The sequence below is a fragment of the Clostridium sp. TJA032 genome (genome assembly GCF_058310275.1).
Genome location: NZ_JBZEFB010000001.1, coordinates 314,222 through 338,919 on the forward strand (window position 1 = coordinate 314,222; position 24,698 = coordinate 338,919).

Consider the following 24,698-nt stretch of genomic DNA (forward strand, 5'->3'; position numbering starts at 1 on the left):
AGCTTTTAAAATATCTTTTAGGACTTTACATTAATATGATTCATTTTATAAAGGATTTTATTATTAAAAGGGGTGTTGTAATATGTTATACAAAGGCAATGACAAAATAAAAATAACTTTTAATGAAGATTTTTTAAGTAGAGTCGATTTTATGAGAGCTGTTGTTAGATACTTAATTAAAAATGATAGAGATTGTAAAATAATAGATTTTTATCATTTAATAGTAGATGACAAAAAATATTATTTAAGAGATCAAAATTTAACTCCTGAAGGAGCAAAATGTATTCAAAATGCAATTTTAATTCCTATAGATGATTAGAGTTTTTATATATAAATTAAAGAACATAAAAATATTTAAAAAATACTTTTATGTTCTTTAATTTTTTTATTTAATAAAAAAATATAAGGAAAGGCTAAATAAGCCTTTCCTTATATCTAAAAGGAGTTTAAAAACAAAGAAATATTTGCTTTTAAATTTAATATAAGATTAGTTTAAAGGAGATTTAGGGTGATTTATAGGATTCTTTTGTTTTTTAATTCTTTAGTTTGTATGTTTTTATTTTAAGTTAGTCTTTAGTTTCTTTAAATTTTATGATTTATTCTAATATAAATCTCGTATAATTATGTAAATTTGAATTTTTGCTTTAAGTTAAAATTTAAATGTGTAACTAAAAATAGAGGAGAGCTTTAAGATACACATTTAAATTTTTAATGGTTTTATAATTTTAAAACATAAGTTTTAGGTTTGAACTTAAATATAGTATTTTTTATAGTCATTAAGATTGTAGACATGAATTTTATTTTCTATACATTAATAATTAAATTTTTATTAGGTTATTTTTTTTATTAATATTTCTCTATTATCATAGTAAAAGATACCAGAGTTGGAGAAGTTTAAATTTAACCAAAATAATTTGTTTTTAGGATTAGTAGGGGTTAATTCTATAGTTTTAGCACATTCTTTTTTTAATTTTTTTTCAAGTTCTTTAAAGGCTAATTTTCCTATTCCTTTATTTCTATAATCTTCATTTATACAAAATTCTAAAATTAAGGCTTTACCTTTTTTATCAATGTAAGTTATATAGGTAGCAAAGCCTAATAACTCTTCATTATTTTTAAAAAATACTAATTTTAAAGGGTTAAAATCTCTTTCTAATGCTTCTAAAAAAGATAGTTTATATTCTTTAGATAAAAAATAATTAATCTTCTCCTTAGAACTATTACTATTTTCAGAAATATGATTTATGTATTTATAAAACATATTCCAAAAAATATTTAAATCTTCAAAACTTTCAATTTCATAAATTTTAATATTCATATAATAAAAAAGGTTAAAATAACCCAAACTATCCTCCTTTTATTTTAAAAATAAAAAAATAAGGGACTTTAAGAAAAAGGAGATTTTAAAGTAAGTCCCTTAAAAAGTTCAGTTTTAATATTTATATGCTTAAAATTTGAAAATATTACTACATTATAAAAATAAATTTAATTTGGTTCGATTTTCCAGGATGAAAATAAATAATATTATGGTATAATAAGGTAATAAGGGAGAATTTAAGTTAAAAGCCTTATATTTATATAAGGCTTTATATTATGTGCCTAAAAATTAATAGTTAATAAAAGTGAAAAGTTTATATTAAAGTTAAATATTACAATTAATATTAAACTTTTTCTTAATTCACAATAAATGGGGGAGGTGAAGGTCACTAATTATTATATAAGTGCTAAAGAATTGTAACAGCGAGTAAAGTTTTATTTAGAAGTTAAAATGTTAGTTAAAGGTTTTAATAAAGTTAGTGGCTGAATTTTTGAAATTAATTTGGAAAGGGAAGTTTAATGGGGTAGAGGATCTTCCAGTTGAAGAAGTACCTAAGGATGCGAGAAGATTTGAAGAACCAGAGACAGCTTCAGACTTAGCTAGGGAAACTAGGAAATCCTTAATTCCAGTTATAATATTTTTGCTTATAGTTATCTTTCTTAGAATGAAAATAAATGGAAGCTTCAAGGTTAATGATGTTTTAAATATATTTGGAGTTATTTTAGTTCCGTTTAGTATAGTTCCTCATGAATACTTACATGCTTTAGCTTTTCCTAAAGGGGCAGAAGTTAAGATGTGGTATTCTTTTAAACAGAGGTTAGCAGTTATTATTTCGGATAGAGCTATAACAAAAAGAAGATTCATATTTTTAAATCTTTTACCAAACATAGTATTTGGGTTTTTACCCCTTGTAATATGGATTTTTGTACCTAAGAATATGAGTTTTTTATCAGGAATTTTGTTTACATTTGGTTTTATAAGCTTAATCATGGGGACAGGTGATTTTATGAATGTTTATAATGCTATAAGACAAGTTCCAAAAAAAGCAATGATTCAAATTTCAGGATTTAATTCTTATTGGTTTTTGAAAAAATAAGAGTTTGTAAAAAATAGGCATATAAAATAAAAGAATATAATTTTTGTAAAAGGACAAGTAATTTATTACTTGTCTTTTTATTTCTTTTTAAAGAAAAATAAATAAAAAAATGATATAATAAATTAAAGTTTTATTTTATTTAGTTGATGGAATTTAGAATTAGGAGGAGTTTAAAATGAATCTTTTTAATAGAAATGAAGATGAAAAAGATGATTTAGAAGAAAAAAGTGCTGTAGAAGTTGTTGTAAATGAAGAGGGTTCTGTAGAAAACGTTACTTTTGATAAAAGTAAGGCTGTAGCCTATGGAATTGATTTAGAAAAAGAGGAAAAAGAGGAGAATATGGATGGAGAAGAGGGTGAACTTTTAAATCCTATACCAACACCTATAAAACAAGAGGAGAATATGTTAGATTATGTTCTTACTCTATCAGAGGAGCAAAAGATGAGATTAAATGAGCTTATACAGTCTAATGATTTTGCAGGAGTTAGTAGATTACTTGCTGAACATAAAAGAATAATATCAACTCCTAAAGAATTATATAATATAGTTTTAAACTTTAATGATAGCAAAATAATTCCTTTTAAATCTGCTATGGTATTAGGATTAGATGAGGTTGATGCATTTAATGTTTTAACTAAGGAATATCCTATTTTAAAGGAGCTTGAGAGAAATAAAATATCTATTAGAAAAGTAAATAGAGTTCAGCAATCACAAGTTCTTATGGTAGATGGTGAATTAAGATAACTTTAAATTTACATAAAGAGCCTTAAAATTAAAAAAAGAGAGATTTTGATTTTTCAAAATCTCTCTTTTTTTATTTTATATTAAATTTTTCTTGAAGCTTAATAACTACCTTAATTATTAAGAAAAAAATTATGAATATTACAAAAACACTTAATATGCTTAAGGTATATATATTATCTAATAAAAGTTGGTCATAAAACATAGCTACAAGAAGGCCAAATATAAGGTAGGATAAAACTAAAGTCATATTTCTAATATAAGTATAAATATTCATAAAAATAACACCCCTTTTATACCATTTAATACCTTAATTATACAATAAATGATAAAATAAAAGGATTTTTGTAGGTTATTTTGCAAAAAATATAAGTATTTAGATAATATATGCTTTAAATTAAAAGAAAATCATATTAAGAGTATATATTTTAATAATAGCACAAAAATAAGTACCTTTTATTAAATTTAGTTCAGTAGCTTTTTTAGTGCTTTTTAAAAAAAATAGTATAATTTTATTAATAGGACTAAGCGAGTTAATTTTTGTGATTTTTACATAGGGTTTTATTTTATTTTAATTATATTTACAAGGGTTAGTTTGCAAGGTTTACAATATTTTTTCAAAGGAAAGGATGATTTTTATGCTTAACGAATTAGTAAATCTATTAATTAGCAATGGGGAAGTTTTAGATAAAGTAGAAGGGACTTCTGAGAAAAATATTGACAGAAAATACTGTGCCTTAAATTTAACTTTAAAAAATGAAAATGCTAATATAGATAAAATAGAAAATGCAATAAAACTTATAAAGGAAAAAACTTCAATGTTTTCTGAGTATAGAAGAAGAAATCTATTAAACTTAGCTGTAAACTTATCATTAGAAGATGATATGGACAAGGCTTTAAGTTCAATAGAAGAAATCTATAATAAACTTAAAGATGAATTATCTTCAAGCAGATACTTAATGTTAGCAGCTGAAGAAATATTCTTTGCAAAAGATAACATAGATATTGATGAAACAGTAAAAAATACAAAAGCTATATATAAAGAAATGAAAAAAGACCATAGATTTGAAACTAAGAGAGAAGATGTTTGCACAGCTGCTATGCTTTCAATGACTTCAGAGGATATAAACAAAACATTAGATGAAGTTAGAGAATGTTATGAAGTTTTAACAAACTGTGGTTTTTCAAAAAATAATGATTTAGAATTATTAAGCTGTGTTTTAACAGTTATAAATATGCCTGTTGATAGAAAATGTGCAGAGGTTAGAGATTTATCTACTAATTTAAAAGAAAATAAAGTTGAGCTTAAAAAATCAGCACTTCCAATATTAGGTATAGCTGCTTTCGTAACTGATGATTACAACAAGTTAAGCAAAAATGCTTTAGATGTTGCAAGTACTTTAAAAGAAACTAAAGGATTTAAATCTGCAACTGTAGATGAAAAAGTAAGAAATGCTATGGCTATAATATTAGTAGTTAAGTCTTACTTAAGCAACTTAGACGATAGTCAAAAACAAAATCTTGTAAAAGAAATGTCAGGAAAATCTTTAGATGCAATATTTGCAATTGCATCATCAGGTAGCGTTACTTTAGAAGAAATGGCTGTAACAATGTAATATAAGAAAATTTTTAATTAAATTTATATAAGGGAGTTTTAATATTCTAAGTTTTGAATATTAAAACTCCCTTTTTTTAAAACTTATATTTATAGATTTTTAAATAAAAATAAAAATTTGTATGGTAGAATATTTTTTTAAGTAAAATATATGCTTAAGGAAGGAGAAAAACTTGGAAGTAAAAAACATAAGAGAAATTTTTAAAAAAGCCTTACCACCTACCATATTATCTATTATTTTACTTCAGATGAATTTAAGATTTTTCGGAGCAAGTAATATAATTATAGCAACTTATATGACCTTGACCTTTATAAGGATGAGAACTTATTTAATAATAGAAAATAATATTTTTAAGCCTTTATTTATTCATTTATTTATAGGAGTACTAGCATCTATTGCTAGTATGGGAGGGATATTAGAAGTTATTATAAACTTTTTTGGAATAATAACCTTAGTATATCTTTTAACAGATGAATATAATCCTGATAGTTATTTCCCATATTTAATGGCTTTTGTACTTTTACAGATGTTTCCTGTTAAAGTTTCTGAAATATCAGGAAGACTTTTAGGAATTTTTCTGTCATATATAATAGTTTATATAGCTCTTATTATAGTATCTCCTAGTGGAGAGGATAGTAAGATTGAATCTCTTATAAAAAGAGGCTTTGAAAATATAACTTCTCAATTTAAAAATCTTTATTATGGAAAGGTTGATAATATAAAAGAGGAACAGATAGAGCTTTTTGATATATGCAGAGAGTTAAATAGGTTTGTTTATTCAGGTGGAAGAAGAAAATATTATCAAATAATTATATCTTTTCAACACATAAATAACATACTTCATGATTTGAGAGAATCAAAGGAGGTTATTGTTGAAAGTAGAAAGGAACTTAAGAAGTTTTATAAGCTTTTTCATTCTTTAGAAAATAATTTTAAGGATTTTAACTTTTGTAAACATAAGTTATATGAATTTGAAAAGGAAATTAAATTTAAAAATAATAACTTAAATTACTACATAGACTTAGTATTAAAATATTTAAATGAAGCTATAAAACATTTAAATTATCATAGATTTAATTTAGGGAAGTTTTTAGAGTTTAAAAAAAATAAGGACTATTTTCAAGTTTATAGTAAATATAATTTTAAGCTTAATCAATTTAAATTTAGGTTTGCAATAAGAATGGCAATTATAGTAACTTTATCTTTTTTAGCAATTAGAGTATTTTCTCTTCCTAAGGGGTATTGGCTTCCTATGACTGTATTTATTTTAGCACTTCCTTTTTATGAAGATAGTAAAAAAAGAGTATATGCTAGATTTAGAGGAACTTTTTTAGGGGTTATTTTAGCTTTTTTACTATTCTCTATATTTAAAGGAAAGGAAATGCATTTTATTATAATAGTAATTACAACATTTTTCATGTACGCTTTTAAAGATTATGCAACCATGAGTATATATGTAACTTGTTATGCTTTAGCTATAACAACTATATATATGAAAGATGGAGAGGCTGTTTTTTTAAGATTATCTTATACTGCAATAGCTGCACTTATAGTTCTTTTTGCAAATAAATTTATACTCCCTAATAAAAATCATGTTGAACTTATTAATATGATTGAACGGCTTATAGATTTAGATAAAATTATGATTGAAAAAGTTAAGGGGGCTTTAAAAGGTAATTTTGATGAAATGGAATTAAGAAGAATAATATATTCATCTTATCTTATAAGTGGAAGAATACAAATGCATACTAATCCAAAGGATGAAAAAGAAGGGGTATATATAAAAAAGTTCATGCTTTCAAATAGTGAATTTACAACATCTATAATAAATTATGCTGTGGTTTTAAGCAATGCAGAAAAAGGAGCCTTAGATTATGATTATGTAATTTCTGCAGTTGATTTGATTTATAATAAATTAAATTCTTTTAAGGAGGAATTTTTTAAAGAACCTAATTATTTAGGAAACTATTGCAAAAATATACAACTTATAAAGCATGAGGATAACTATAAAAATTATTGCTTAATAAAATGTGTTGACAGGGTTTATACTTTAGAGAAAAGCTTAAATGAGTTAAAAGAAGTAATAAATTAAGAAAATATTAAATTTTTTTAATGTTAACATATTTATTAAAGATAAAGCATATATAAATAATAGAGCATTTAATTTTTCTTTTATAAATAGAATTAGAGAGGGGTGAGCAAAATGGCATCAAATTTAAATGTTAATTCTAAAGAGGATATAAGTGTTTTAAGAGAATCTAATTTAGAAGATTTAACTATGAATGCTTTTTGCTTTAATTGCGAAAAAGGTTTTAGTGGAAATGAGGGAGGATATTTCATAGTAGATGAGCCCTATTGTTCTTTAGAGTGTGTTTTAGATGGAATAATAAAAGATTTGAAAAATGATTTTATTTTAAAGAAAATAAGTAAAGAAAAGTTTGATTTAGAATATTTATATAAAAGTTCTGCAAAAAATTCTCTAAGTCATCTTAAAAATCATTATAATTTAGATAGTAATGACAAGGAATTTTTAATTAAACTTGCAAAGAAAAAGGAAGCTTTTTATTTATTAGAACTTTTAGAAAAGGTTCTTTAGTATTTTAATAGAATTAAATTATGATATTTTTATAAAAATAAGGGGGATTTAAAATCCCCTTTATTTTTTTGTCTAGGCATTTTAGTAACAATAAATAAAACTTTAGAATATTATACTAAGTAAAGTATTTTTAAGGAATAATATTATCAATTGATAATAAATTATATAGTAAATTTAAGGTATTAATATATTTTTTATATTAATTGATAATTTAGAAGGAGAATTTTATGGAATCAAGATATGGTGAGGCTAATAAGGTTACAATTATAGCTATACTTTGGAATATATTTTTAACTTTAGTAAAAATAATATCTGGTATAGTTGGAAAATCAAATGCTATGATAGCAGATGGTATTCATTCTGCCTCAGATATTTTAAGTTCTCTTGGGGTTTTAATTGGAAATAAGATTTCTAGTAGACCAAAGGATAAGGGGCATAATTATGGTCATGAAAAGGCAGAAACATTAGTTTCTTTTTTATTAGCTATTTTACTAGTGATTGTATCTTTAAAAATTGGTTATAATGGTTTTTATTCTCTTTTTCATTTAAATGAAGTTGAAATTCCAACTACTCTTCCTTTAATTGTTTCTCTTTTATCTATTATTATAAAAGAATATCAATATAGAATTACTATTAAGGTAGCTAAAAAAACAAATTCACCTTCTTTAAAAGCAGATGCTTGGCATCACAGGTCAGATGCATTGTCATCTATTGCAGCTTTTATAGGTATTTTAGGAGCTATTTTAGGTTTTAAAGCTTTAGATTCTATGGCATCTATAGTTGTGGCCATTTTTATATTAAAAGTTGGAGTTGAAATTTTAATTTCATCCTGTAATGAACTTATGGATATTTCAATTGATGAAGAGAAGGAAAGAGAGATATGTACTATTGTTGAAAGTATTGAGGAGATAAAAGCTTTAAGAGAAATAAGAACTAGGAAATATGGACCAATGGCCTATGTAGACTTAATAATCTGTGTAGATAAGGATATTTCTGTTTTTGAAGGACATAAAATAGCTAGTAATTTAGAAAGTATTATATTTAAAAATATGAATTTTATAAAAGGAATTACAGTTCATGTAGAACCTTTTGTTTAAATAGAATAAGTGGAGATTTTAATTTTAAGGTCTTCACTTATTTTTTATTCTTTTTTCATATTATTTTAAAATAAATTGTAAATTTATGATACAATTAATTAAAAGTTTTCAAAAAGTAGGGGGAATTTTAATGTTATTAGATGTTTTATTAAGTATAAGCGTTTTGTTAAGTAGTGGATTAAATACTGCTATGGGAGAACATAATGGGATTATGACTTATACAAGGGAAGTTTTGGAAAAAAGTAGGCTATATAATACTTTTAATCTAGAAAGATTTATTTTACAAAAAGACTTTGAAAATAGCTTTGATTTTTATGATTTTCTATATGATATTGGAGAAGGTATAGAAGGTACTAATAAAGATGAAAATAATTTTAACTATGGCTATGAAATTTCTGATAACAAGGAGGAGAATAAAGAAGAAAATAGCCTTGGTGAAGAGGATTTTAATGAAGAATATAAAGAAAACGAACAGCAGGGACAAGAGGATAATTTTAGTGACGAAAATAATTTTAATGAAGATTATAGCTATGGTAAAGAAGGAGAAGCTAAAAATCAAAGTTATATAGATGAGAATATTTTAAGAATAGTTAAAGATAGATATCCTGAAAGATGGAACGAAGAATTATATTTAGAAAATTGTAACTATAAAGAAAGTAAAAATTATGAGGATACCTATGGATATTTAATTGGAACAAATCTTGGAGATATAGGAGATTTAAATGGAGATTATAATTATAACTATGTTATGCTTTTAGGAGCTAAAGTTAAGTATCCAAATATATTTAAGCTAGATATTTCCTATGGTTTAGAGGATAAATCAGCTATATGTCTTAGAAGTAAGGACGAAAAATTGAGATTTGTTTTAAATAGTCAAGAAAATACAACGGAAATGACTATTGATGATTTTTACAAAGAGGAAGTTGAAGGAAGAGAGGTAGTTAGCTGTAGTAAGGATAATAATAAACTTCAGTATTATGTTAGAAGAGGAAATATTTCATATTATAAGGTGATTTCCTTAGAAAAGGGAAGAATAAGTTATTTTATTTACGAATTTCCAAGAGAGTACGGAGATTCTTTACTTCCTATGATGGAAGAAAGTAAAAATAGCTTTGAGGTCTTTTATGGTTATCCTGATAATTTTAAAGAGTAAAATTAAATAATATTAAGTAATTTTTTATTTATAAAGCTTATTTATGATAAAATTATATTTTATGAAAGTTGTTAAAGGAGGGAGGCCTTTGAATTTAGATACTTTTAATAAGAACTTAGTTAGAAAAACTTCTAGTTTTACTAAAGAACAAGGAAAAAAATTAATTAAGGAAGCATATTTAAAAGAAGTTAAAGGGAAAAGGATAGGTGCTACTTATCATATTTATGGAAGTTTATTTAATGAGGATAGAAATAGAGAAGTTAATACTCACATAAAAATAGAAATTACAAGTAGTGAGATAATAAGTACTAATTGTAGCTGTGAAATTTTTAAAGAAAATAGTAAACATATAAAAAATTATGTGTGTAAACATATTTTTGCAAGTAGTGAAGCTTTCTGTTCCTTAGTTAGAAAAAAGGTAAGAAAAAAATCAAAGATAAATAATGAATTTGTAAAAAGAGAGGAAAAGAAAAAGGAAGAAAAAAGATTTTTATCTTTAGATATAGATATTAAGCAGGTTTTAAATGAGGGTGTAAGCATATATAACTGTGAATTTAAAATAGGTATAGTAAATACAAGCTTAATTTTAGACCTAAAGGATTTTTTATATAAAAATACTTTGAAAAAACCTTTAGAATTTCCTAATGGGTTTACATATAATCCCTTAAAAGATGAGTTTTTAGAAGAAGATAAAAAAATTCTTAGATTTTTAGTAGATAATAGGGAAGATATAAGTGGAAGGTATTTAAAAATAAAACAGAATAATTTAAGGGACTTTTTAAAATTAATAAGTGAAAAAAAGAAAATAAACTTTAATATTAATTCTATAAATTATAAAGTTAATGTTAAAAAGGAAAAGGTGCCTGTATACCTAACCTTAAAGGAGGGGAAAGAAGGATTAATTTTAAGCCATCATAAAAAGTTTCCTGTCCTTTTAAATACTTTAGGAGATGTAATGTTTTTTGATAGGAATTTATATCTTCCAAGAAAACAACAGTTAAAATATTATATTCCAATTCATAAATTGTTTTTGAAAAACAATGAAATTATTTATAAAAATGATTTATATACTTTAAGAAACTTATTAGAAACTCTTAAAAATATAAGTAATAATATTGTTTTAGATGAAAATATTAAAATTTTAAAGAAAAAACTTATGAAGGCAAGATTTTTTCTTTATAAAAAAGAAGAAAAAATATATTTTAATGTAAAAATAGATTATTGTGGATACATAATTGACTTAATAAGAGATGAAAAAAATAATAGTTTTTTAAGAGATTTAAAAATAGAAAAACTTATTGAATTTCAACTTGAAAAATTTAAATTTATAAAAAAAGAAGAGGATTTTTTATTTATAGGAAATGAAGAAGACTTATATGAACTTTTTTTAGTTGGAATTAAAAAACTAAAGGACTTTGGCGAGGTTTTAATAGGGGAAGAATTTAAGGAGTTTAAAATTATAGATTCTTCTTTTATTACCTCAGAACTTATAGATTTTAATAATTTTTATAAGCTTAAATTTGATTTTTTAGATTTTACTTTAGAGAATTTTAAAGAGAGCATAGAAGCTATGAAAAGTGGGAATAAGTTTTATAAAAGTTCTAAGGGATATTTAAATTTAGAAGATGAAGCTATAGTTGGATTTTTAAATCTTTTAGAGGATTTAGGCTTAGAAAATATAAAAAATAATGAGGTTTATATAGATAAAAATAAGGTCTTGTATATAGAAGAAAAATTAAAGGATAAAAATCTTTCTTTTATAAAAGGAGGAAGAGTTCTTAAAGACATAGTGGAAAAACTTATAAACAAGGATTTTAAAAGAAAACTTGTTCCAAAAAACTTAAATGCAGAGCTTAGACCTTATCAAAAAGAAGGCTTTAAATGGCTTAATGAAATTACTCATTTAGGCTTTGGAGGTATTTTAGCAGATGATATGGGGCTTGGTAAAACTATTCAAATCATAGCTTTTTTATTATCCCAAAAAAAGAGTAAAAGTATAGTTATAGTTCCAACTTCAGTTATATATAACTGGAAGGAGGAGTTTGAAAAATTTGCTAAAGATATAAAGGTTTTAATGGTTCATGGTAGTAAATCTAAAAGGGAAAAACTTTTAGAAGAATTTAAAAATGGAATTAACTCTAAAAAAAATACTTCCTCTAAAGGAAAGAAAAATTCCTATGAAAGATATGATGTTTTATTAACAACTTATGGAACTATTAAAAATGATGAAAAGTTATATGAAGAATTGGACTTTGATTATTGTATTATAGATGAAGGGCAAAATATAAAAAATCCAGAGGCTCAAGTAACCTTAGCTGTTAAAAGTATTAAATCAAGATGCAATATAGCTTTAACAGGAACACCTATAGAAAATAATTTAATGGAACTTTGGTCAATTTTTGATTTTGTTATGCCAGGATATTTGTTTACTAGAGAAAGATTTAGAGAAAGATTTATTTTAGATGAAGGCAATTTAGAAGAATTAAAAAATTTAATAGCTCCTTTTATTTTAAGAAGATTTAAAGAGGAGGTTTTAAAAGAGCTTCCAGAAAAGATAGAGAAAAAATACTTAGTAGAGATTAGAGGAAAACAAAAGCAGATTTATAATACCTATGTGAAAAATTTAAAAGATAAATTAAAAGATAAAAATAGTAAAAATAAAATAAATTTATTTTCTTATTTGACAAAGTTAAGAGAAATATGTTTAGACCCTTCCTTAGTTATGGAAAACTATAGTGGAGAGAGTAGTAAGCTTATTGTTGTTAAGGAGATTGTAAAGGAAGCTATTTGTAATAATAAAAAGATTTTATTATTTTCACAGTTTACTTCAGTACTTGAAAAAATAAAAGAATCCTTAAAAAAAGAGGGTATTTCCTATATGTATTTAGATGGGGCAGTTTCAGCTAAAGAAAGATTAAACAGGGTTAAAGGATTTAATGAAGATGATAATATAAAAGTATTTTTGATTTCTTTAAAAGCAGGAGGTGTTGGATTGAACTTAACCTCTGCAAGTTTAGTTATACATTTTGACCCTTGGTGGAATCCAGCTATAGAAGATCAAGCTACAGATAGGGCTCATAGATTTGGACAAATAAATAAGGTTGAAGTTATAAAGTTAGTTGCAAAGGATACTATTGAAGAAAAAATATTATTAATGCAAGAAGATAAAAGAGAACTTATAAAGTCCTTAATAGATGGAAAAGCTATGGATGGAAAGGGATTAAGACGTCTTACAGAAGAAGAAATAATTCAGTTATTTGAATAAAATTATAAAAAGCTAAGATATTTTAATACCTTAGCTTTTTATAATTTAACCATTATCTGTATTTGTAGTTAGTTGGTGGCAAACCAAGTTAGAGAGTTTAAGAAATAAGATTAATAAATCTTATTATACATAAAAATCATCCAAGTTATCTTAAAAGTAAAGAAGGTTTTTACTTTTAAAAATACAATATAAAAAACAGGCTAACAGAAAATCCGAAAGTTTATAGTATAACCATACGTTCCTAAGTATGTTCTTTAAATATACTACATTTACATTATAAACTACTATTTGTAATATATAAACTAAATTTTAAAATTTGGTTAAAATAAATATATTTTCTAAGTTTAATAATTATATATTTATTTAATTAGATTTAGTAAAATTAGAAAGTAACTTTTGAAAGGAGATATTAGATTTTATAATGAGAATAAATAAGCTTTTTAGTAACTTTGGTATATGCTCTAGAAAAGAAACTAATAAAATTATTAGAGAAGGAAGGGTTACTGTTAATGGTAAACCATGTATAGAAGGACAATGGGTTGAGTTAAGTGATGAAATACTTTTAGATGGAAAACCCTTAGCTAAGAAGGAGAAAATTTATATAGCTCTTAATAAACCTGTAGGGGTTGTATGCACAGCTTCAGAGGAGGTAGAAAATAATATAATAGATTATTTAGGCATAGAGGACTATGTTTTTCCTATAGGTAGATTAGATAAGGATTCTCAAGGTTTAATTATTTTAACTAATGATGGTGATTTAGCAAATCAAGTTTTAGCAGCTGAAAATAATCATGAAAAGGAATATATAGTAACTTTAGATAATCCTTTTTACGAAGATTTTATTGAGAAGATGGAAAAGGGTGTTTTTATCTTAGGTAAGTTAACAAAGCCTTGTAAAGTTAAAAGAATAAATGAAAATACATATTCAATAATATTAACTCAAGGTTTAAATAGACAGATAAGAAGGATGAGTAAAGTTTTTGGATTTAATGTAGTTAAATTAGAAAGAATTAGAATAGTTAATATAACTATTGATGATATAGAATATGGAAAATGGAAATATATAAATGAAGAAGAAATTTTAAAGTTAAAAAAATTATTAAATTCTTAAGTTTTAAATTAAAAAGATATTGATTTAAAATTATTTAATTATTTACAACTATAATTAATCACCTTGTATTATTATATTAAGTAAGAGAAAGATTAAATATATGTATAAGAGGTGAGATAAATGGATATGTTATCAAAAAGTATTAAAGATAAAGTTGTTATAGTAACTGGTGGAACAAGAGGAATTGGCTTTGCAACAGTTAGAAAATTTTTAGAATGTGGTGCTAAAGTTGCTTTATGCGGTTCAAGAGAAAAAACTGTTAATGAAGCATTAGAAAAATTAAAGGATATAGACCCAAGCTTTAAGGTTATAGGATTTCATCCTAACTTATTAAATTTAAAAGAAGTTAATCATATGGTTTCTAAGGTTTTAGAGAAATTTGGAACTGTAGATATACTTATAAACAATGCTGGGGTTAGTGATAGCAAGGCTATATATGACCAAAGTGATGAGGACTTTTCTAAGATAATTGATATTAATGTAAATGCTATATTTAATTGTACTAAGGCCTGTGCAGAAATAATGAAGGAGAAAAAATTTGGTGTTGTTTTAAATACTAGTTCTGTTGTAAGTATATATGGACAAAAAACAGGAGTTGGTTACCCAACATCAAAATTTGCAGTAAATGGATTAACTAAATCTTTAGCAAGGGAACTTGGACAAGATGGTATAAGAGTTAATGCGGTAGCACCAGGAGTGATTGCAACTGACATGGTTTCAAGCCTAGATGAAAATTTAGTTAAAAGAATAGCTAGTAATATACCTTTAGGAAGAGTTGGACAAGCTGATGATATAGCAAATGCCTTTTTATTCTTAGCTTCCGATATGGCAAGTTACATAAGCGGAGAAATTTTATCTGTAGATGGTGCAGTAGTTATATAGTTTAAAATAAAAGTAGGAATTCTTAATTTTAAGAATTCCTACTTTTATTTTAATAGTTATATGGTAAAAATTTGATTTTTATCTTGCAAAGGTATAAACTAAAAATATATTACAAGTTTTTACATAATAAACATTATTTATTGGATAAAATATATTAAAGAAAGTTGGGGATAAAATGGATATAGGACAAGTTATTATAAGAATAGTTTTATCTATAGTAATAGGGGGCTTAGTTGGGTGCAATAGAGAATATAGAAATAGACCAGCTGGTTTTAGAACACATATGCTAGTTTGTTTAGGAGCTACCATTGCAGGTCTTATACAAGTTCAAGTAGGACATTTTGTTATTGAAGAAATAGTTCAAAATCAAGCTATTAATGGTATTTTGCATGTTGATGTAGGAAGAATTGTATGTCAGGTTATCTCAGGAGTTGGTTTTTTAGGTGCTGGTGCAATAATACAGACTAAGGGAACTGTAAAAGGTTTAACAACAGCGGCTTCTATGTGGGCAGTAGCTGGAGTTGGAATTGCAATTGGTATGGGATTTTATGCTATAAGTATTTTTAGTGGAGCTAGTATTTTGTTAGTTTTAATTTCTTTAAAAAAATTTGAAGATAGATTTATTATAAGAACTAGGAATGTAAATATGGAAATAAAGTGCAATGATATTAAGGCTTTAAATGAGATAAATGATTTTTTTGAGGAGTATCAAATAAAAATAAGTAATATTGAAACTAAGGAGGGGAATGTATACGAATACAGAATAGAGGCTCCTCAATTTGTTAGTATAAATGAAATAGTAAGTGGACTTATAATTAATGAAAATATAAATAAGGTAAAAAAGATAGGTTTTGGAATGTAAAAATAAAGGGAGAAATATTCTCCCTTTATTTTATAAATTTAGAATTTCTTCAAAAACTTTATTATGCTCTATATCTTTACTTAAAATTTGAATTAAATATATTATATCCTTTTCTGAAATGTCTTTTTCTAGAGAAAGAGAGTATAAGATTAAATAGGCTTTTATTAAGTTATAGGTATTTATAAGTTTTTTTCCACTAAGACTTAGTTTTTCACCTTTATTAAAGGGAATAATATCCTTAAAAATTTGATTAACTAGATAATTTTCAAAAATATAAGAGTAGTTTTTTAAAGGAGCTTCTAAATTTTCTACATTAGAGTTTTTTAATTTAGAAAAAATGTTTTTATTGTTTTTCAAAGATATTATAAATTCTTTTAGTCTTTTTCCTATTATTTTATTTGAAAGATTTTCTTCTAGAATAGTAAAATAAAAATCCTTATGTATTTTTATTAAAGGAGGAGTAGTAAGGGAAAAAATTTTATTAAGTTCTAGATAACTATTATTTAAATTTTCTAAGAGCATTTCTATTTCATAGAATTTTTCTTTTTCTTTTAAAGTTTCTAATTTGGAATAGAATAATTTTAAAATGGAAAGTCTTTCTTCAATAGAGAAATCTCTATTTTGCATAATATTTATAGAAATTATTCTTATATCCCAAAAGTATTGAAGCAGGTTATTTGAATCTAAAAAGGCTTCAGTATCTATAACTCTTCTTATTTCTAAATTATTAGGATTAATATTTTCTACTGTTTCAATAAATTCCATTTTTTCTTTATTTAAAAAAGCTATATTACATATTTCTTCACAGGAAGGAAGACCACTTTTTTCATATATATTGTCTATAATATTAAAAACTCTAGGGTATCTTTTACAGGTTATAGAAAGGTTTTCTTCACCACATTTTTGATGAATTTCACAAAGTAAGTTTTCATTTAAGAAAGGACATCTATTTTCCTCTGTTATTTTCATAAATCCAAAATTAAAATAATCCTTTGAGGGAGAATTTTTTATATATTTTCCTTCTGTTAATTTTTTTAAAGTTCCTTTATCCTTTTTATATTTTTTAAAAGTTGTTTCATCTATGTTAATGTCCCAACCAGCACAGCAAGTATCATTACAATTAGGACCTATACATTTAAAGTTTTTCATGTATTTTGGAATAAAAAAATTTGTTTTCAAAACAACACCATCTTTCGTGTAAAATTATACTGCCTTAATATTTTATCACTTAGCTCTATAAATAGTTAGTAATTTTTTTAGAAAGTAAAATTATAAAAATAAATAAATCTATTTAATATTTTGCTACTAGAATTGTTTTAAACAATAAATATTTGATAATCAAAATAATTCGTGATATAATTATGACTTACAAAAAGTCTTTTTTAAGGAGAGCTATATGAGTACAGCAAATAAAACACAAGATATTAAAACTAAGAAAAAGTGGGGAAAGGGAAAAAAGTGGATTTGTGGAATATTAATAGCAGTAGTAATAGTTATTATTTTAGCTTTAGGATTTGGAGGAAATTATTTATATAATTTAGCTATAAACCCAGATACACCAAAGGACATAGTTTTTGATTCAACAGAAAGTAGCAAAGATGTTGTTACAGTAGATAGTACTAGTGGTCCTGTTAGTATTTCAAGTGAAGAGTGGCTTTTAAATCAAAGTGGTTATGAAGATTTATATATGACTTCAAAAGATGGATTAAAGTTACACAATTATCTTATAAAAAATCCAAATTCTAATAAATGGGTTATTACAGTGCATGGATATACTTCACAAGGAAAGTTAACTTCATATTATGCAAAAAACTTTTATGACATGGGTTATAATGTTATAATTCCAGATTTAAGAGGTCATGGAAGTAGTGAAGGTGATTATATCGGAATGGGATGGGACGAGCGTTTAGATATTATAGATTTAATTAACTATATAGTTAAAGAAGATAAAAATGCAGAAATTGTTTTATATGGAATATCAATGGGAGCAGCTACAGTACTTAATACTTCAGGAGAAAATCTTCCAAGTAATGTTAAGGCTATTGTAGCAGACTGTGGATATACTAGTGCATGGGACGAGTTTGCATACCAATTAGACAAGCTTTTTGGTCTTCCAGCTTTTCCAATGATGCATGTTGCAAATTTAATAACTAAGGTTAGAGCGGGATATTGGATAAATGAATCTTCTCCAATTTCTCAAACTGCAAAATCAAAAACACCTACTTTATTTATTCAAGGAGATGAAGATACCTTTGTTCCTTCTTTTATGGTAGATGAGCTTTATGAGGCATCTTCTGCTGAAAAGGAAAAGTTAATAATAGAAGGGGCAGGACATGCTAAGGCAAGTAAGGTTAATCCAAAGCTTTATTGGGAAACAATAGATGATTTTTTAAATAAATATGTAAAGTAAAGTATAAGTTTTAAAGGATAAAACTTTATAATAAAAAAATAAACAGCAAATTTGCTGTTTATTTTTTTATGTAGTTGATTTAGGGGATAATTTAGCTTTAAAAACTCCTATTATAGCAGGTAATATAGAAATAATTATTATACCTATAATAACTATTGAAAAGTTTTCTGAAACTATTTTTATGTTTCCAAAAAAGTATCCTAAAAAGGAAACAATTATAACCCAGATAAATCCTCCTGCTGCATTAAAAAATAAAAAATTTCTATAGTTCATTTCTCCAATGCCTGCAACAAAAGGCGCAAAGGTTCTTATTATTGGAATAAATCTAGCTATAACTAAGGTTTTTCCACCATACTTGTTGTAATAGCCATTAGTTTTATCTATATATTCTTTTTTTATAATATTAGATTTAGAAATTAACTTACCACCTAAAAACTTACCAATGCTATAGTTTAAGCTATCTCCAAGAATTGCAGCTATTAAAAGTAAAGGAACTAATATAAAAATATTCATCATCTTTAAAGCACAAAAGGCAGAGGCTGCAAATATTACTGAATCTCCAGGTAAAAAAGGAGTAACTACTAAACCAGTTTCGGCAAGAATTATTAAGAATAAAAGTAAGTAGGTAAATGTTCCATAATTGAGAATAAAAACACTTAAATACTTGTCTAAATGTAGTATTAAATCAAAAAAATTCATAATTAAGTTCATAAAAATCTCCTAACATATTAATAAATCTATCTTTAATTATATTACGTAAATAATAAATATTCATTAATAATAAGGATAAAATGTTAAAAAAGTACATTATTTTTTAAATTAATAAACAAATTAAGGGAAAATATATAGGTATATAATTATGTTAATTCTATTAAATAAATATAGTAGTTATATATAATTACATATTATAATATATTTATAAAATATATTTTTATTAAATAGGGAGTATACAAATGAGTAAATTAACTTTAAAAGAAAAGCAAGAGTTAAAAGCTAAAGGAATTTTAAATCAAAAGCAAGAAGATTTTTATGCTATAAGATTTTTAAGTAAAGCAGGATATTTTAAAGCAGAGGAAATAGATGCTATTTCTAAAATAGCAAAGGATTATGGAAATGGAGAAATAAGTTTAACTAGTAGGCTTACTATTGAGATACCTTATATAAAAGAGGAGAATATATATAAGGTTATTGAAAGAGCTGAGGAAAATAATCTTAGAATAGGAGGAGCAGGAAAAACTGTTAGAGCAGTTTTATCTTGTAAGGGAACTGTTTGTAAGCATGGACTTTGTGATACTAGAAGAATTGCAGAAATTTTAGAGGATAGATTTTTAGGTAGAGAGGTTCCCTCTAAATTTAAAATAGGAGTTTTTGGTTGTTCAAATAGTTATGGAAAGGCTCAAAGTAATGATTTTTCTATCTTACCTTCTTTAAATAGTGAAAGTAAGAAGATAGAGTTTTTAGTTTTTTTAGGAGGAAGAGCAGGAAGAAAATCAAGAAAAGCAGAACCTATGAAAAGATTATTTAAGGAAGAAGAAATTATTCCTCTTTTAGAAACTGTTATAGAATGTTATAAAGAAACTGCACAAGGGAAAGAAAGACTTGCAGAAGTTATTGAGAGAATGGGATATGATAATTTTGAAGAAAAACTTTTAAATAGGTTTGCTTCATAAAAAATAATTTTTGAAAAGAGATGATATCTTTGATTGAAAAGAAAATAGTTATTGAGGATAATATATATTTAGAAAAATTTTTTGAACATAATAAAAAGCATGAAGAATATATAAAAGATAAAATCTATAACTCTACTTTAGATTTAATAAATAATAATCCTCATAAGATTAAGAAGGTTAGAGGATATAAGTATAAGGGAAAAACTATATATGAGTATAAAATTCCTCTAGAGCCTTCTTTAGATTGTAGAGTTGCATATATTTTTGAGGATGAAGAGATAAGTGTATTTTTTATTTCTAATGTAGTTATAAAAAAGGAATTTACAAAACTTGTTTCTAAATTAAAAAATGTAAATAAAGCTTAGGGGGATGTATTTAGAGTGGTAAATATAGCAGATTTTATAGATGTTGCTTTATATACAGCAAAGAGAATAGAAATAAATGAAAAGGTTAATTTTAAAAGCTTTAAAAAAGATAGAGAAATTGAAATAGAAAAAATAGATAAAGATTTATATAAAGTGCATGAAAATGGATTTAAAAGAGATGTATTTTTAAATTTAGATGAAAAAGATTTAAAGAGAACTTTGAAATATCTTCAAAAAAAAGAATTTCCTAAGAGTAATAGACTTTGGTATAAAATAATAAGAAAAAAGAATTAAAAATATTTATATAACCTTTTTAAAAGTAAGAAAATAGAATATATTAATTAATAATTTAAGGAAGAATCTTAATGAGTAACTTAAATAAAGAATTAGATATTTTAAATAAAGAAGATAAAGAGCTTCTTTATGAATTTTCTTATGAAGATAGTAGTAATTTAAGATGTATAAAAACTATGGAATCTTCTTTTATAGGTCTTTATTCTTTAGAAGATAATAATGATTTTATAAAACCTAATGTAAGTTTAAATAATTTAAGTAGAAACTCTCTTAAAAAAGAGGGGAATGATATTGAAAGTTTAAATAAGGACTTTTTTAGGAAAGATTTTTTTACTTTAGAAGAACTAATAAAAAAGAATATTATTAGGTTAAGGGATAAAAATGAAGAGTTTATTATATTAAAATCTTCTTTAGAAACACCTTCTTTAGTATTATTAAAAAAAGAAGGGGAAAATCATTATGTTATTAAGGATGAATTTAAAGGAGAAGGATTATGCTTTAAGGAGATAGTTCTTTTAAATGTAAAAAAAGAAATTTTTATATTGGTAGGATTTAAAATAGAAGATTCTTTAAATAAATTATATATTTTAAAGTTAAAAGAAGATAAGTTTATTAGAGCCTTTAAAGAGTGTGAACATTATTATAGCGAAATGTTTTTAGAGAATATAAAAAAGAAAGAAAATTTAAATATTATATTTTTTCTAGAGGAAGTATATAAATGTTATAAAATAGAAATATACTCTTTAAGTGATAAATCTCTTAAGAAAGAAGAAAATTTAGAAAAACATTATTATAAAAAGCTTATAAAATACTATGAAGATATTATAAGTTTAAAAGAAGAAGATATATATCTTTATTATTTAGCCTTAACTTATGAAAAAGTAAAAGAATATCATAAGGCTATTTATATAATTAAATATCTTCTTAAAAAGGATACTTATTATAATTTAGCAGAAAGCTTAAAAGAGATGAAAAAAAGGATAAATAGTAAGTAGATAAGAAAATAACCTCATCTAAAGTTAAAAATTTAGGTGAGGTTATTTTATTTTTAAAAAAATGTAAAATTTAAAAAATTATCATGAACAGTTTTTTGTGATAAAATTAAAGTCTAATAGTATGGAAGTAAAGAGGATGAAATATATGAATTCAAATTTATTAGAGTTATTATTAGATAACATACCTTATTCAGTTTGGTTAATAGGATTAGATAATAGATTTATTTTTGCAAATAAATATTATGCAGATATGCTTAATTTAAAAAAAGAGGATATCATAGGAAAAAGCATAGAGGAAATATATTCTAAAGATATAGCTAAGGAGTATATTGAAAATTATAAATTAGTTCTTAAAGAAGGAAAGCCAAAGCTTTTTTCAGGATATGAAAAAAAGTTAGATTATCCAAAGGGGGCTTTTTTAGAATGTTATTTAGCACCTATTAAAGAAAATGGTGAAGTAACCTGTTTTTTAGGGATTTTACAAGACCAAAGTGAAAGAAAGAAATATGAAGAAGAACTTATAAGTCAAAAGGACCTTTTAAATGTAATTGTAGATTCAATTCCTGATGGAGTATATCATAAAGATAATAAGGGCAAATATTTAAAATGTAATGATGCCTTAGTAAAGGAATATTACAAGAAAAATAAAGGGGAAATTATAGGAAAAGATTTAAATTGTCTTTCTAAAAATGATTTAGAAGGAAATAGTATATTTAAAGATGAAAAGATTTTAAAGAGTTTTCTTGATAAAGATAATTATGTTATAAAAAACAAGGAAAAGATAACAGAGAAAATTAAGGTTAAATTAGATGATAAAGTAAAGTATATTGAATCAATAAAGGTTCCTGTAATAGATAAAGAGGGAGAAGTAACAGGGATTGTAGGAGTTATTAGGGATATTACTGAAAACTCTATTCTAGAAAATAGATTAAAAAATATGAGTTATAGAGATAAGCTTACAGGATTATATAATAGAGCTTACTTTGACGAAAAGTTAAGAGAGTTAGATAGTGAAGAATATTTACCTTTAAGTTTTATCATGGGAGATTTAAATGGTCTTAAGGTAATAAATGATGCTTTAGGACATTTAGAAGGAGATAAAATTTTAAAGGAAATTTCTAAGGTAATAAAGGGTTCTTGTAGGAGAGAAGACCTTATATTTAGGTGGGGAGGAGATGAATTTTGTATCTTACTTCCTAAAACAACTGAAAAGGAAGCTAATTTAGTTTGTGAAAGAATTAAGAAAAACTGTAAGATAAATAATAAAACAGCTCTGCCTCTTAGTATAGCCTTAGGTGTTTCTAGTAAAAATGAAATGAATAAATCTATAGCTGAAATATTAGTTGAAGCTGAGGATAAGGTTTATAGAGAAAAGTTAATTGAGGAAAATAAAATAAAAAAGAACATAATAAATACTTTAAACAAGGAACTTTTTTTAAAGCATGAGGATATAAAAGAACATATATCGAGAGTGGAGGTATATGCTTTAAAGCTTGGAAAAGCTCTTAATCTATCTGATGAAGATTTAGATAAATTAAAGCTTTTAGCTAAACTTCATGATATAGGAAAGGTTGGAATATCTGAGGATATATTAAGAAAACCAGGAACTTTAACAAAGGAAGAATATGAGATAATACAAACTCACTCTGAAAAGGGATATAGGATTGCTCTTTTTAATCCAGATTATGAAGTAATAGCACCTTATATCTTAGCTCATCACGAAAGATATGATGGTTTAGGATATCCCTTAGGATTAAAGGGAGATAAGATACCTTTTTTAGCTAGAATTATAAGTGTTGTAGATGCATATGATGCAATGATAAATAAAAGAGTTTATAAAAAGAGGCTTACAGTAGAGGAAGCAAAACTTGAAATTAAACGAAATTCAGGTACTCAGTTTGACCCTAAAATTGTTAAGGCTTTTTTAAATTTAAAAGATATATAAAAAATTAATATTAGTCTATTAAAAAACAAACTAAACTTTAACTTTTAGTTTGTTTTTTTCTTTATTAAATAATAATCTTAACTTTTTGTAAATGTGTACAAAGAGTTAATAAAATGTTATAATTTAAATGTAATTATTTGGTTTTGTTCTCATATTTAATGACTAGGGGTGAGGATATGGTTTTTACAATTAATGCTTATAAAATACCGTTAGAATCAGTTTATAGACTGAAAAAAGATAGTAATTGGGAGCCACAGGAACACTTTTTAGCTATTGACTTTGAAAAGGATATGATATTTAACACTCATGAGGAAGCTGAAAAATGGCTATCTAAGAACAGTATTCTTTTAATAAGTGAGGAGAAAGTTAATGTTTCAGAAACCTGTAAAAATCCTTATGAAGATAAGGATTTTAAGGTTGAAATAATAGTTCATAGAAAGACAAAACCTAATATTTTTACAAAGGAAGATTTAAAAAGGGTATTAATAGAAGGAGATGACAGATATAATAATTCTTTAATTGTAGATTTTTCTGGAAAGTTAAAATTAATTCAGAATAATAAAGAAGATATAATATATCATTCTAATTATGCTGTAAGCAATGAGGTTTATAATAGTGGAAATGGATTTGTAGGAAAGGAATATAGCAAATCTTATATTGACTATGTTTATTTAAATCTATTAGACAATTGGTTTTTACATTTAGAGTCTGGCAGAAGTATTTATGTAACCTATTATGAAGATAATTTAGATGAAGATAAAACTATTTTAAAAATAAAAGAGCTTTTATCTTATAGGAATTTATTATAGAGAAGGAGAAGTAAATATTATGGAAAAGTCAAATGTATTTTCTAATGAAGAGAAAATAAGATGTAGAGTTTGTGGAAAAGATTTACTGGAAGATGTTGAAATGTCTATGGTTCAAATAATTACAGATGAAAGTGATAAGATAGTTAGGGTAATTCCTTGTTGCAAGGGAGAGTGTGATAGAATTTTGCAAGATAATATTAAGGAATCAGAAGGAAATGGTTTTAGAGATTTAGTTACCTTTATAAATCCTTATTTATACATAAATAATCTTGTTGAAATTATGGATAGAATGTTTGAAGGAAAAGGTTTTGAAAATCAAGAGGCTTTCAATACTTATTCTAATTTGATTTTAAATTGTTATAAGTATGTATCGAGAGATTTAAGCAAAGAGGAGGAGGCCCTTTCTAAAAGTATAAAGATATTTCCTTTATAAATTTATAATATAAAGAGTTTTTTTACATAAAAGAGGAGT

Annotated in this window: 24 protein-coding genes; 20 read left to right on the forward strand and 4 right to left on the reverse strand. The window is 24.5% G+C overall.

Going from position 1 to position 24,698, the window contains the following annotated elements; genetic code table 11:
- Nucleotides 1-82: 82 nt before the first annotated feature.
- Complete coding sequence (locus AC4FRL_RS01370) at nt 83-319, forward strand: branched-chain amino acid ABC transporter substrate-binding protein (RefSeq protein ID WP_491138213.1); 237 nt, start codon at nt 83-85, stop codon at nt 317-319.
- 510 nt (nt 320-829) lie between these two features.
- Here the strand turns inward: AC4FRL_RS01370 and AC4FRL_RS01375 are convergent.
- A complete protein-coding gene (locus AC4FRL_RS01375) occupies nt 830-1,345 on the reverse strand; it encodes a GNAT family N-acetyltransferase (protein ID WP_491138214.1) in 516 nt (171 codons plus the stop codon).
- Nucleotides 1,346-1,808: 463 nt separating this feature from the next.
- On the opposite strand from AC4FRL_RS01375, the gene AC4FRL_RS01380 reads away from it, so the two are divergent.
- Together AC4FRL_RS01380 and AC4FRL_RS01385 are read left to right on the forward strand one after the other, a co-directional pair.
- The gene (locus AC4FRL_RS01380) at nt 1,809-2,414 is read left to right on the forward strand and encodes a DUF3267 domain-containing protein (RefSeq protein ID WP_491138215.1); all 606 of its coding nucleotides are present in this window, start codon (nt 1,809-1,811) and stop codon (nt 2,412-2,414) included.
- 175 nt (nt 2,415-2,589) lie between these two features.
- The gene (locus AC4FRL_RS01385; protein ID WP_491138216.1) at nt 2,590-3,159 is read left to right on the forward strand and encodes a hypothetical protein; all 570 of its coding nucleotides are present in this window, start codon (nt 2,590-2,592) and stop codon (nt 3,157-3,159) included.
- Nucleotides 3,160-3,229: 70 nt separating this feature from the next.
- Here the strand turns inward: AC4FRL_RS01385 and AC4FRL_RS01390 are convergent, their stop codons facing one another.
- A complete protein-coding gene (locus AC4FRL_RS01390) occupies nt 3,230-3,433 on the reverse strand; it encodes a hypothetical protein (protein ID WP_491138217.1) in 204 nt (67 codons plus the stop codon).
- Nucleotides 3,434-3,794: 361 nt separating this feature from the next.
- On the opposite strand from AC4FRL_RS01390, the gene AC4FRL_RS01395 reads away from it, so the two are divergent.
- From AC4FRL_RS01395 to AC4FRL_RS01435, 9 genes are all read left to right on the forward strand, one after another.
- Complete coding sequence (locus AC4FRL_RS01395; RefSeq protein WP_491138218.1) at nt 3,795-4,772, forward strand: DUF4003 family protein; 978 nt, start codon at nt 3,795-3,797, stop codon at nt 4,770-4,772.
- Between the two features lie 172 nt (nt 4,773-4,944).
- A complete protein-coding gene (locus AC4FRL_RS01400) occupies nt 4,945-6,864 on the forward strand; it encodes an FUSC family protein (RefSeq protein ID WP_491138219.1) in 1,920 nt (639 codons plus the stop codon).
- A 111-nt stretch (nt 6,865-6,975) separates the two neighbouring features.
- The gene (locus AC4FRL_RS01405; protein ID WP_491138220.1) at nt 6,976-7,368 is read left to right on the forward strand and encodes a hypothetical protein; all 393 of its coding nucleotides are present in this window, start codon (nt 6,976-6,978) and stop codon (nt 7,366-7,368) included.
- Between the two features lie 227 nt (nt 7,369-7,595).
- Nucleotides 7,596-8,465, forward strand: a complete 870-nt coding sequence (locus AC4FRL_RS01410) for a cation diffusion facilitator family transporter (RefSeq protein WP_491138221.1) — start codon at nt 7,596-7,598, stop codon at nt 8,463-8,465.
- 130 nt (nt 8,466-8,595) lie between these two features.
- Entirely contained in the window at nt 8,596-9,618 is a 1,023-nt protein-coding gene (locus AC4FRL_RS01415; protein ID WP_491138222.1) for a hypothetical protein, read from the forward strand.
- An 88-nt stretch (nt 9,619-9,706) separates the two neighbouring features.
- Entirely contained in the window at nt 9,707-12,883 is a 3,177-nt protein-coding gene (locus tag AC4FRL_RS01420; protein ID WP_491138223.1) for a DEAD/DEAH box helicase, read from the forward strand.
- 421 nt (nt 12,884-13,304) lie between these two features.
- On the forward strand, nt 13,305-13,994 hold the full coding sequence (locus AC4FRL_RS01425) for a pseudouridine synthase (RefSeq protein WP_491138224.1): 690 nt from the start codon (nt 13,305-13,307) through the stop codon (nt 13,992-13,994).
- Nucleotides 13,995-14,114: 120 nt separating this feature from the next.
- The gene (locus tag AC4FRL_RS01430) at nt 14,115-14,876 is read left to right on the forward strand and encodes an SDR family NAD(P)-dependent oxidoreductase (protein WP_491138225.1); all 762 of its coding nucleotides are present in this window, start codon (nt 14,115-14,117) and stop codon (nt 14,874-14,876) included.
- 175 nt (nt 14,877-15,051) lie between these two features.
- Nucleotides 15,052-15,738, forward strand: a complete 687-nt coding sequence (locus AC4FRL_RS01435; protein ID WP_491138226.1) for an MgtC/SapB family protein — start codon at nt 15,052-15,054, stop codon at nt 15,736-15,738.
- Nucleotides 15,739-15,768: 30 nt separating this feature from the next.
- Here the strand turns inward: AC4FRL_RS01435 and fliB are convergent, their stop codons facing one another.
- Nucleotides 15,769-16,917, reverse strand: a complete 1,149-nt coding sequence (gene fliB / locus AC4FRL_RS01440) for a flagellin lysine-N-methylase (RefSeq protein ID WP_491138227.1) — start codon at nt 16,915-16,917, stop codon at nt 15,769-15,771.
- 217 nt (nt 16,918-17,134) lie between these two features.
- On the opposite strand from fliB, the gene AC4FRL_RS01445 reads away from it, so the two are divergent.
- Nucleotides 17,135-18,148 carry an alpha/beta hydrolase gene (locus tag AC4FRL_RS01445; RefSeq protein WP_491138229.1) on the forward strand — a complete coding sequence of 338 codons (1,014 nt, stop codon included), beginning with the start codon at nt 17,135-17,137 and terminating at the stop codon, nt 18,146-18,148.
- 66 nt (nt 18,149-18,214) lie between these two features.
- Here the strand turns inward: AC4FRL_RS01445 and AC4FRL_RS01450 are convergent, their stop codons facing one another.
- Nucleotides 18,215-18,859: a DedA family protein gene (locus AC4FRL_RS01450; RefSeq protein WP_491138230.1), complete on the reverse strand. Its 645-nt coding sequence runs from the start codon at nt 18,857-18,859 to the stop codon at nt 18,215-18,217.
- Between the two features lie 242 nt (nt 18,860-19,101).
- Here AC4FRL_RS01450 and AC4FRL_RS01455 point away from each other — a divergent pair, with 242 nt between their 5' ends.
- The 7 genes from AC4FRL_RS01455 to AC4FRL_RS01485 all read left to right on the forward strand — a co-directional run bounded on the left by AC4FRL_RS01455 (nt 19,102) and on the right by AC4FRL_RS01485 (nt 24,659).
- Entirely contained in the window at nt 19,102-19,818 is a 717-nt protein-coding gene (locus AC4FRL_RS01455; protein WP_491138232.1) for a ferredoxin-like domain-containing protein, read from the forward strand.
- A gap of 29 nt (nt 19,819-19,847) precedes the next feature.
- Complete coding sequence (locus AC4FRL_RS01460) at nt 19,848-20,183, forward strand: hypothetical protein (RefSeq protein ID WP_491138233.1); 336 nt, start codon at nt 19,848-19,850, stop codon at nt 20,181-20,183.
- 15 nt (nt 20,184-20,198) lie between these two features.
- A complete protein-coding gene (locus AC4FRL_RS01465) occupies nt 20,199-20,477 on the forward strand; it encodes a hypothetical protein (protein WP_491138235.1) in 279 nt (92 codons plus the stop codon).
- 71 nt (nt 20,478-20,548) lie between these two features.
- On the forward strand, nt 20,549-21,472 hold the full coding sequence (locus AC4FRL_RS01470; protein ID WP_491138236.1) for a hypothetical protein: 924 nt from the start codon (nt 20,549-20,551) through the stop codon (nt 21,470-21,472).
- A gap of 145 nt (nt 21,473-21,617) precedes the next feature.
- Entirely contained in the window at nt 21,618-23,417 is a 1,800-nt protein-coding gene (locus AC4FRL_RS01475) for a diguanylate cyclase (protein WP_491138238.1), read from the forward strand.
- A gap of 176 nt (nt 23,418-23,593) precedes the next feature.
- Complete coding sequence (locus AC4FRL_RS01480; protein WP_491138239.1) at nt 23,594-24,226, forward strand: hypothetical protein; 633 nt, start codon at nt 23,594-23,596, stop codon at nt 24,224-24,226.
- Between the two features lie 19 nt (nt 24,227-24,245).
- On the forward strand, nt 24,246-24,659 hold the full coding sequence (locus AC4FRL_RS01485; protein ID WP_491138240.1) for a hypothetical protein: 414 nt from the start codon (nt 24,246-24,248) through the stop codon (nt 24,657-24,659).
- Nucleotides 24,660-24,698 lie beyond the last annotated feature (39 nt).